The organism is Elioraea sp. Yellowstone (assembly GCF_006704265.1).
Taxonomy (GTDB): domain Bacteria; phylum Pseudomonadota; class Alphaproteobacteria; order Acetobacterales; family Acetobacteraceae; genus Elioraea.
On sequence record NZ_VIKA01000117.1, the window covers coordinates 1 to 9896 of the forward strand.

9 protein-coding genes are annotated in these 9896 nt (G+C 74.0%); 3 read left to right on the forward strand and 6 right to left on the reverse strand.

Going from position 1 to position 9896, the window contains the following annotated elements:
- Positions 1-93: 93 nt before the first annotated feature.
- Both FK498_RS14250 and FK498_RS14255 read right to left on the reverse strand, forming a co-directional pair.
- Positions 94-1452: a flippase gene (locus FK498_RS14250; RefSeq protein ID WP_141855651.1), complete on the reverse strand. Its 1359-nt coding sequence runs from the start codon at positions 1450-1452 to the stop codon at positions 94-96.
- A 61-nt stretch (positions 1453-1513) separates the two neighbouring features.
- Positions 1514-2224, reverse strand: a complete 711-nt coding sequence (locus FK498_RS14255) for a sugar transferase (protein ID WP_237560954.1) — start codon at positions 2222-2224, stop codon at positions 1514-1516.
- 163 nt (positions 2225-2387) lie between these two features.
- On the opposite strand from FK498_RS14255, the gene FK498_RS14260 reads away from it, so the two are divergent.
- On the forward strand, positions 2388-3980 hold the full coding sequence (locus tag FK498_RS14260; RefSeq protein ID WP_141855652.1) for a DUF6311 domain-containing protein: 1593 nt from the start codon (positions 2388-2390) through the stop codon (positions 3978-3980).
- On the opposite strand, the gene FK498_RS14265 is transcribed toward FK498_RS14260, so the two are convergent.
- A complete protein-coding gene (locus tag FK498_RS14265) occupies positions 3918-4973 on the reverse strand; it encodes a glycosyltransferase family 2 protein (protein WP_141855653.1) in 1056 nt (351 codons plus the stop codon). The two genes, FK498_RS14260 and FK498_RS14265, sit on opposite strands and share 63 nt — an antisense overlap.
- 189 nt (positions 4974-5162) lie before the next feature.
- Here FK498_RS14265 and FK498_RS14270 point away from each other — a divergent pair, with 189 nt between their 5' ends.
- Complete coding sequence (locus FK498_RS14270; RefSeq protein ID WP_141855654.1) at positions 5163-6116, forward strand: hypothetical protein; 954 nt, start codon at positions 5163-5165, stop codon at positions 6114-6116.
- A 58-nt stretch (positions 6117-6174) separates the two neighbouring features.
- Here FK498_RS14270 and FK498_RS14275 read toward each other — a convergent pair whose 3' ends face one another.
- Together FK498_RS14275 and FK498_RS14280 are read right to left on the reverse strand one after the other, a co-directional pair.
- On the reverse strand, positions 6175-6795 hold the full coding sequence (locus FK498_RS14275) for a phospholipid-binding protein MlaC (RefSeq protein WP_141855655.1): 621 nt from the start codon (positions 6793-6795) through the stop codon (positions 6175-6177).
- 17 nt (positions 6796-6812) lie between these two features.
- The gene (locus tag FK498_RS14280; protein ID WP_161988423.1) at positions 6813-7589 is read right to left on the reverse strand and encodes a VacJ family lipoprotein; all 777 of its coding nucleotides are present in this window, start codon (positions 7587-7589) and stop codon (positions 6813-6815) included.
- Positions 7590-7857: 268 nt separating this feature from the next.
- On the opposite strand from FK498_RS14280, the gene metF reads away from it, so the two are divergent.
- Entirely contained in the window at positions 7858-8790 is a 933-nt protein-coding gene (gene metF / locus FK498_RS14285) for a methylenetetrahydrofolate reductase [NAD(P)H] (RefSeq protein WP_141855659.1), read from the forward strand.
- 7 nt (positions 8791-8797) lie between these two features.
- Here the strand turns inward: metF and FK498_RS14290 are convergent.
- Positions 8798-9896 (reverse strand): CHAD domain-containing protein (locus FK498_RS14290; RefSeq protein ID WP_141855657.1); only part of this gene is annotated, 1099 nt, incomplete at its 5' end.

A 9896-nucleotide genomic window follows, 5' to 3' on the forward strand; every position in this document is an offset into this window, starting at 1 on the left:
CTACGGCACGATCTCCGGCAGCCCGACCGCGGACGTCGTCACCACCGGAGAGCTGACCATTCCGATGATGAAGCGTCTCGGCTACCGCCCGGCCTATTCCGGGGCGGTCGCGGCCGCGGCGAGCACCGGCGCGATCCGGCGCAGCGCGGGCGCGGCAGCCGGATAGAGCCGCGCCGCGAGCAGCATGCGCCCGCCGCACTCCACCGCTGCGCGCAGCGACCACGCGATCGCGGCCCCCTCGATGCCGGCGACCAGCAGCAGCAGCACCGCCACAGGCAGCGAGACGAGCGCCAGGGTCAGGGCGAAGCGCGCGGTGACGTCCGGCCGGCCGATCGCGTCGAGCAGCGATCCGGGCGCGAAGCCCGCGCAGCTGAACAGGATGCCGACCGCGAGAATGCGCAGCACCTCGGCGCCGCCGTCGGCGAACGCAGCCCCGAGCCAGAGCCGCAGCAGCGGATGGGCGAGCACGCTCAGCGCCACGCAGCCGGGCAGCACCAGCCCCGCGATCAGCAGGGTGCCGCGGCGGAGCAGCGCGGCGGTCTCGCCCGGCATGGCGCGGAACGAGGAGGCGAGCGCCGGCAGGAGCGCCTGCGCCACCGCCACGGGCAGGATCCAGAGCCGCATCACCAGGTCGAGCGGGGTGGCGTAGAACGCGACCGCGGCGAGCGACAGCAGCGCGCCGATCAGGAACCGGTCGGTATAGAGCGAGACCTGCGTCAGCACGCCCGAGAGGCTCATCCAGCCGCCGAGGCGCAGGAGCGGCGCGACCGCGCGCAGGCTCACCGCGCGCAGCGAGATCCCGGGCACGATCGGGCGGATGAGCGCCGCATAGGCGACGGTGTTCAGGAGCCGCGCGCCCACCAGCGCGAGCATCACGCCGGCAAGCGAGTCCCACACCAGGAGCACGAGGAGCGGGCCGAGATAGTACAGGACGGCAACGGGCATCGCGGCGAGATTGGCCGCGCGGAAGCGCTGATGCGCCGCGAGCACACCCCAGAGGGCCGCGTTCACCACCACGAGCGGCGCGGCGGCGGCGAGCACGCGCAGCCCGGCGATCGCCTCGGCCTGAAGGGGGGGCGGGACGTTGAGCCCGCGCTCGACCAGCGCCGGCACGGCGAGCCAAAGCGCGGCCGCGAGCAGCATGCTCAGGACCAGCAGGAGCGCCAGCGCCGAGGCGACGAGCGCGCCTTCGCCGGCGCGCTCGCCGCGGCCGATCCGCTCGGCAAGCGTGCGCGTCAGCGCCGCGCCGAGGCCGAGATCGAACACGCCGAACACGCCGACCAGACCGAGCGCCAGCGTGAACAGGCCCCAGCGCTCGATCCCCAGCGCCGCGACCAGCGGCGGCGTCAGCGCAAGCGCCACCACGAGCGGCAGGCCACGGCCCAGCACGTTCCAGACCACCCCGGAGACGAGGCGGCGCGTGCCGGCGCGCGCGGCGGCAGGATCGGTCATCGCGGGTCTGGTTAGCCGATCCCGGCCCGCGCGTCAGCGCCGGGCCGGGCGGGGAGGGGCCTCAGTATGCCCCGCGCCGACGCAGCACCGCGAAGGGCGTGCGGAGCAGGATCCTGAGGTCGTCGAGCAGCGTCGCATGCGAGACATAGGCGACGTCCAGTGCGACGCGATAGGCGTAGGAGGTGTCGTTGCGGCCGCTGATCTGCCACAGCCCCGTCAGCCCCGGCCGGACGGCGCGATAATGCGAGGCGGCCGTGCCGTAGAAGTCGTTCAGCTCGGCCTGCTGCACCGGGCGCGGGCCGACCAGGCTCATCTCGCCCTTCAGCACGTTGACGAGCTGGGGGAGCTCGTCGAGCGAGGAGGCGCGCAGGAAGCGGCCGACGGGGGTGACGCGCGGATCGCGCTTGAGCTTGCGCGTCGTCTCCCATTCGGCGCGCGCCTCGGGGTCGCGCTCGAGCAGCTCGGCGAGCCGCTGCTCGGCGTCCGGCACCATGGTGCGGAACTTCAGGCAGCCGAAGCTCGTGCCGTCGCGCCCCACCCGGCGATGCGCATAGAACACCGGCCCGCCGTCGCGCGCGACCAGGGCCGCGATCAGCGCCATCAGCGGCGCGAAAAGCACGAGCAGCAGGGCGGCACCGACCAGATCCATCGCGCGCTTCGCCGCCGCGTGCAGGGCGTTCCGCCGCGGCAGCACCGGACAGGCCGGACCGACATCGTTGGCCGGCGCGACGTGGCTTGCAGAAGCGGCGGCCGGCGCAAGCGTGAGTTGCATGGGTTCGATCACCGCGAGCGGTGGATCCGAGGTCAGCACGTTCCCGGCTTCCGCAGAAAGCATTACCCCTGCCCCTTCACGACCGGCACGGCGGCCGGCACGGTCCGCATCCTGGTCGGCGGCAGCGTCGGTAATCGGACGGAGTGACGGCGGGATTATGGCGGTGCAAAACGAAACGATCGGGGCCGGCGTCCCGCTGGCCCTCGCCGCACTGGTCGGCCTGGCACTCGCCGTCATGCTGCTGCCGGTGTCGTTCGTGCTGCCGCCGGACGGTGCCGACTGGCGGCTTTCCGGAGACATCGCGCAACACGTGGTGGCGCAGCGCTACTTCATCGCCACCCCTTGGGGCTGGCCGCTTCTGGTCGCGCCGACGCTCGGCGAGGGCGGGACCAACATCGCGCTTGCCGACGGCATTCCGCTGCTCGCGCTGCCCCTCAAGGCGCTGGCGCCGTTGCTGCCGCCGGGGTTCCACGGCATCGGGCTCTGGCATGGGATCGTCATGATCCTCCAGCCGCTCGCCGCGGTGTGGTGCCTGCGCGCGACGGGCGAACGGCGGCTCCTGCCGGCGATCGGGGTCGCGCTCGCGGCGGCGGCGATGCCGGCGTGGCTGGCGCGCCACGGCCATGCGGCGCTGATGGGGCATTTCCTTCTGCTGGCTGGCCTCGGCACCTATCTGCATCTCGTGCGCGCGCCTTCGCGCAGGGCGGCGGCCGCCGCGGCGGGGCTCGCGCTCGCCGCGCTGCTGGTCCATCCCTATCTCGCGCTGATGGTGCTCGCCCTCGTCGCCGCGGCGCCGCTGACGCTGCTGCTGCGCAACGATCGCGGCTGGCGCATGGCTGCCATCGCCGCGGCGGCGGCGGTGGGGGCGGTCGCCCTGGCGCTCTGGACGCTCGGCTATCTCGGCGCGACGGGCGACGGCGGCTACGGCCGCTACGCGCTCAACCTGCTCGCGCCGGTCTGGCCGGCACGCTCGGCCCTGCTGCCGCTCGTCGGGCGCGAGATCGACGCCACCGGCATGGGTGGCTGGGAGGGCTACAACTGGCTCGGCGCCGGGCTGCTCGCCGGGCTGGTCGTGCTGGCGCTGCGCCGGCGCGCGGCGCTGGCGGAGACGGTGCGCCGCCATGCCGGACTTGCGCTCGCGCTCGTCGCGCTGACGCTGCTCGCGGTGTCGCAGCGGGTGGGGATCGGCGAGCGCGTGCTGCTCGATCTCGGCCCGCCGCCGGCGCTCCTCGATCAGTTCCGCGCCTCCGGGCGGTTCTTCTGGCCGGTGGGCTATGCGCTCCTGATCGGCATGGCGGCGCTGCTCGCGCGCCTGCCGCGCCTGGGCCCCGCGCTCGTGCTGCTGGCCGGCGTCGTGCAGTGGATCGATGCCGCGCCCAACCGCGCGGCGCTTGCCGCCTGGGCGGCGCAGCACCTGCCCTGGAGCGTCGATGCCGCCGCGCTGCGCCCGGCGATCGCCGCGGCGGCGCGCGTCACCATCCTGCCGAGCTGGATGTGCATCCCGCCCGAGGGACACGCGACGCGCGAGGCGGTGCAGGAACTGCTGCTGCTCGTCTCGGAACGGGCGGTGCCGGTGAACACCATGCAGCTCTCGCGCTGGCGGGATCCGCCGCGCTGCGCGGATGCCGCCATCGCCGCAGCCCCGCCCGCGCCGGGCGAGCTTCGTCTCGTCCTGCCCGAGGCCGTGCCGCTGCTAGGCGACGCGGGCCTCTGCCGCCCGCTCGACCGCGTGCTCGCCTGCGCCGCCGGCGGCTGAGGGCGCGGCGGAGGGCAGGTGGCGTTCGACCAGGTAGAGCGGGCGGCGCTTGGTCTCGTTGAACACCCGGCCGAGATACTCGCCGATGATGCCGAGCGTGATCAGCTGCACGCCGCCGAGGAACAGCATCACCGTCATCAGGCTCGGATAGCCGGCGACCGGGTTGCCGAACAGCAGCGTCTTCACCACCACGACGGTGCCGTAGACGAGCGCGATCGCGGCGGTGACGAGGCCGAGATAGGTCGCGACCTTCAGCGGTGCCACGGTGAAGCTGGTGATCCCCTCGAGCGAGAGGTTCCAGAGCTTCCACCAGTTCCACTTGGTGCGCCCGGCGGCGCGCGGGGCGCGGTCGTACAGCACCGCACGCGAGGGGAAGCCGACCCAGGCGAACAGGCCCTTCATGAAACGGTGCTGCTCGCGCAAGGTGAGCAGCGCATCGAGCGCGCGCCGGCTCATCAGGCGGAAGTCGCCGGTGTCCTTGGGCAGGCGCACCCGGCCGCCGATGCGCTGCATCAGCCGGTAGAAGGCGGCTGCGGTCGCGCGCTTGAGCACGCCCTCGCCGTGGCGCACGCGGCGCTGCGCGTAGACCACGTCGAACCCTTCGCGCCAGGCGGCGACGAGATCGGGGATCACCTCGGGCGGGTCCTGCAGGTCGGCGTCGATCACCACCACCGCCTCCGTGCCGCGTGCATGGTCGAGTCCGGCGGTGAGCGCGATCTCCTTGCCGAAGTTGCGGGAGAGATTGACCACCGCGACGCGCGGATCGGCCGCGCGCAGGCCCAGCATCACCTCGAGCGTGGCATCGTGCGAGCCGTCGTTGACGTAGACGACCTCCCACGCCAGGCCGATCCCCTCCATCGCCGCAGCCAGCCGGCGATGGAACGCCGGCAGCACCTCCGCCTCGTCGAAGGCCGGTACGACCACCGAGAGCGCGGGCGCCGGCCGCGCCTCGGCAGCGACCGGCCCGAGGGTGGGGAGGGATGTCTGGCGCATGGCTGCCCGTCCGATGCGCGCCACGACGCGCGCCTCCTGCAAAGCATATCGCCGCACGCGGCGACCGTGCAGCGGAACCGTGGCACCGCCGGGGCGATGCCGGCCGAACCCGTCACATTCAGGGCATTGGATGGCGGCGGGAATGCATCACAATAGCGCCATCATGCGTGCAAGGTCGGAAGTGGGCGCATGACGGCCGGGCTGGGCGGGGGTGGGGCGACGGCGGATCTGCTGCGCCACTGCGACGCCTGGGTCCTGACCCTTGACGAGCCTCTCGGCGCGCATGCGGTGCTGACCGAGTTGGTCCCCGCCCTGCATGAGCTGCGCGCGGCCGCGGGATCGCGGGACTGGCCGGCCGTGCGCGCGGCGATGGCGGGGCATCCCCTGGCCCTCCGCCTGCTCCAGGACCCGCTGATCGCCCGCGCCTGGCGCCGCGGACCGCAGGGGGTAGCGAGCGACACCGCCCTGGCCGACCTCCTGCTCCGCCATCCTGCCTCCACGGCGCTGGTCGACGCCGCGACTCCCCTGGGCCGCAACCTCTACACCGCCAGTGCCGGCCTGCCCTGGCCCGAGGCGACACGCGAGCGGCAGCGCATCGTCGCTCGGCTGGTCGACGCCACGGCCGAACGCCGCCATGGTGCCACGGTCCTGGCCGTGAACCCCGGCCTGATGCGCGAGGCGCCGCTGTCGTCCGCGGCCTCAAGGGGCGGGATCGCCCGCTGGTTCGCCCTGGAGGCGGATCCGGCCGTGCTGGCGGCGCTCCACAGCCAGATGCCGCTCCCCTGGCTGCACCCGATCCAGCGCCACCCTCTCGAAGCGCTGGAGCGCGAACCGCCGGCGGCCAATGTCGATCTGATCTACCAGAAGACGCTCGAACTCTGGGACGATGATGCCGCGCAGCGGCTGATCGCGGCTGCGCTCGGGCTGCTGCGGCCGGGCGGGCGGCTGGTGCTGTGCAACCGCGTCGCGGAGGCGGGCGACGACGCCTTCTGGTCGCTCGGAACCGGCCGGGCGCGCACGATGCGCGATGAAACGGGGCTCAGGCGGCTGGTGGCGCGGGCCGGGCCACGCCGGCAGGGGGCGGTGCACACCGCGCGCACCATGAACGGCGCGATCGCGGTGATCGTGGTCGAGGCGGGATGAGACCGGCCTTCCTCGTCCCACCGGTCCGGGGCCGTGGCGTCCGGCGGCGCGGCTTGCCTCAGTTCGCTGCCAGTTCGCGCGCCTCGAGCTGGCTGAGCTGGCGGCGCATGGCCTCGAGCAGGGCGTCGAGCCTGCCGCCGCCGCGCTGGATCACCGAGCTGTATTCCGAGCGCTGGGTGATGCGCAGGCTGGTGCCCTCCGCGACCAGGTCGACGATGCGCGGGTGGCCGTCCACCTCCGCGACGAGCCAGTCGAGCGCGACCGCGGGCTGGCCGGGCCGGTCCACCGTGGTCGCGACCATCACGCCTTCCTCGCCGCGCGGCTGGGCGCGGCCGACCGCGAAGGTGACCCCCTTCAGCTCGCCGAAGCGGGCGGAGAGGTTGCGCACCAGCGTCTCCTCGAACAGGCGGAGGAACTCGGCGCGCTCGGCCTCGGAGGCGGTGCGCCAGTGCCGGCCGAGCACGAACTGGCCGACGCCGCGCACGTCGACCGCCTCGCGCAGGATGGCGGCGACGCGGGCGCGCTTCTCCGCGACCGGCGCGTCGCTGTCGATCACCGCGACGAGGGCCTGGCCCTTCTCCTCGATGAAGGCGGCCGCGCGGTCGCTGCGCGCATCGGCGCGCAGCCGGGTGAGGGGAAGGGCGGCCAGGAGGGCCGCGAGCACGGCGCGTCGCTGCATGGCGTGAACCGGATCGCCTATCGGGGCGGCTGGCCGCTCCAGTCGAAACGGCGCCGGCGCGGTTCGGTCTGGTCCAGGATCTCGCGCGCGCGCTGCTGGTGGTACACCGACCGGACGGCGGCGTAGTAGTCGAGACTGCTCTCGCGCAGGGCGTCGATCGGCTCGATGAGCTGCTCGCGCGTGTCCACCGTCTGCAGCGCGACGCGTGAGACGCGCAGCGCCTCGACCGTGTCGCCCTGGCCGAGATAGCCCCAGGGATCGGTGAAGAAGTCGACCGCGCGGCCGGCCACGTCGCGCACATTCGACGGGCCGAGGAGCGGCAGCACGATGTACGGCCCGCCATTCGTGGTGCCGGCCCAGACCCCGAGCGTCTGGCCGGCATCCTCGAACTGCGGCTCGAGACCGAGATCGGAGGCGAAGTCGAAGATGCCGAGGATGCCGACCGTGCTGTTGACCGCGAATCGGCCGACCGCCTCGGCCGCCTTGTCGGGCTTGCCCTGCAGGAGCTGATACGCGGCCGTCCGCGGCAGAAGCAGGTTGTCGATCGCGTTGCCGATGCCCGTGCGCAGCGGCTGGGGGATGAACAGCCGGTACATCTCCGCCACCGGGCGGAGGAGCATCACGTCCACCGCCTCGTTGAAGGTGTGGGTGACGCGGTTCAGCGGCTCGAGCGGGTCGTTGCGCTCGAAATACTCGGAGCGCGCCTCGGGCTCCGATTCGGGCGGCGGCAGGGCGCAGCCGGCGGCAAGGCCGGCGGCGAGCAGGGCGGCAAGGCGCAGGAGGTGTAGGCGCATCAGATCTTCGGTCCTGCTCGCAAGAATGGCACGACACCGGCCGCGGATCAGGGGAGACCGGGGAGGTCGCGACGCTCGCCGGGTTCGGCTCGGCGGGCGGGCGACCGCCCGGCGCGCGAACACTAGCGACCCGCCCGATATGACGCAAATACGTGTTAGTGAAGAGTTACGTGCGTCACGCGCAGGGCCGCATGGGGGTATCCCTTGCGCTGCCCCCGCCACCGCGCCAATCAGGCCGCCTGCGACCAGGAGCACCGCCGTGACCGCCATGAACACCGCCTCCGTGCTCGCGCGCTGGGCCGCCGGCCCGCGCGAGGGGGTGCCGCCGATCTCGGCGCAGGACCTGCCCGCGCCGCAACTCTCCTTCGAGTTCTTCCCGCCGAAGACCGAGGCGCTCGAACAGCAGCTCTGGGCCTGCATCCGCCGGCTCGAGCCGCTCGCGCCGCGCTTCGTCTCGGTCACCTACGGCGCCGGCGGTTCGACGCGCGAGCGCACCCACGCCACGGTGACGCGGCTGCTCGCCGAGACGACGCTGACGCCGGCGGCGCATCTGACCTGCGTGGGCGCAAGCCGGGCGGAGGTGGATGCGGTGGCGCGCGCGTACTGGGAGGCGGGGATCCGCCACATCGTCGCCCTGCGCGGGGATCCGCCGGCGGGCGCCGCCGGCTACCAGCCGCATCCCGAGGGCTACGCCTACGCCGCCGATCTCGTCGCGGGGCTCAGGCGGATCGGCGACTTCGAGATCAGCGTCGCCGCCTATCCCGAGACCCATCCGGCGGCGGCGAGCCCGCAGGCGGATCTCGACAACCTGAAGCGCAAGATCGATGCGGGGGCGACCCGGGCGATCACGCAGTATTTTTTCGATACCGACGTTTATCTCCGCTTTCTCGATCGCTGTCTTGCCGCCGGGCTCACCGTGCCGCTGGTGCCCGGCATCCTGCCGGTGACCAACTTCGCGCAGGTCGTGAAGTTCAGCGCGATGTGCGGCGCCTCGGTGCCGGGCTGGCTCGCGCGGCTGTTCGAGGGGCTCGACGCCGATCCCGAGACGCGGCGGATGGTGGCGGCGGTGGTGGCAGCCGAGCAGGTGCGGCGGCTGCAGGCGGCCGGGGTGGACGAGTTCCACTTCTACACCCTCAACCGTCCCGACCTCGTCTACGCGATCGCGCACATTCTCGGCGTGCGGCCCGTCCAGCGCGGCTGAGCTGGCGTCACGCCTGCCAGAACGGCGCGCGCTCGGCGAGCCGATGCCAAGCCCGAGCCGCATCCTCGCGCGCCGGCGCGGCCTTGGCGGCGACCCAGCCCTGAACCACGCCCGCCGCCCAGGTGGAGCCGCCGCGACCGCCGAGCGCCTGCATCAGCCCGGCCGCGACCGCGGTGTCGTTGAGGTGGCCGAGCGCATCCTGCAGCCGTGCCAGCGCCTTCTGGAAGCGCCGTCGCCGCTTCCTGCCGAACAGCCCGCCCAGCAACTCGCCCGCGTAGCGCAGCCGCTTGGCCTCGATCCGCAGCGCGTGCAGGGCCGGGATGTCGAGGCCGGCGAAGCCTGCCCCCGCGCGCATCAGCCGGCGGTGGCGCCGGGCGAGCGCGCTTGCGGCGAAGGCTTCGAGCGGGGCGGAGCGCAACGCCTCGGCTTCGGCATCGGTGGCCTCGCGCCAGGGCGGGGCGACGGCCGCGGCGGCAAGCTCGAGCGTGAGGAGGCGGAACGCGGGCGCCTCGAGGGCGGCCCGCACCTCCGCATAGGCGGCCGCGCGCGCGCGGACGGCGGCGCGGCGCAGGCGGGCGAGCGCCGGCGCCTGCGGGAACGCGGCGGCGACCTCGGCGAGCGTGCCCGCGATCAGCACGTCCCAGTCGCGCGCCGGGCCGAGCCGGCGCGCCAGCTCACCGAGCCGGTCCTTCAGCGCCGCCGTGGCAGGACAGCCGATCGCGGCACGGAACACGGTCAGCGCCGTGCGCAGCCGCCTGATGGCCACGCGCATCTGGTGCACGCCCTCGGGATCCGCGCCCTCGGCCGCGACCGGGGCCGCGGCCACCAGGGCGAGGGTGAGCTGGGCGATCGCGCGGCGCGCGCCGTCCTCGACCGTGGTCGCGCCGGCGAGGTCGGGCGGTCCGCGCCAGAACGGCCGGGCCGGCGTGCCGAGGGCGAGGCCGCGCGCCTCCTCGGCGAGGGCGGTTGCCGGCACGGCGACCGGCAGGTCGGTGGCGAGCGTGGCGGCGAGGGCCAGGGCCTCGGCCGCCCGCGCTTCGGGCGCGGAGATCCAGAGCCGGGCGAAGGGTCGTCCGGCGGTGCCGCCGCGCAGCACGCCGGCGAAC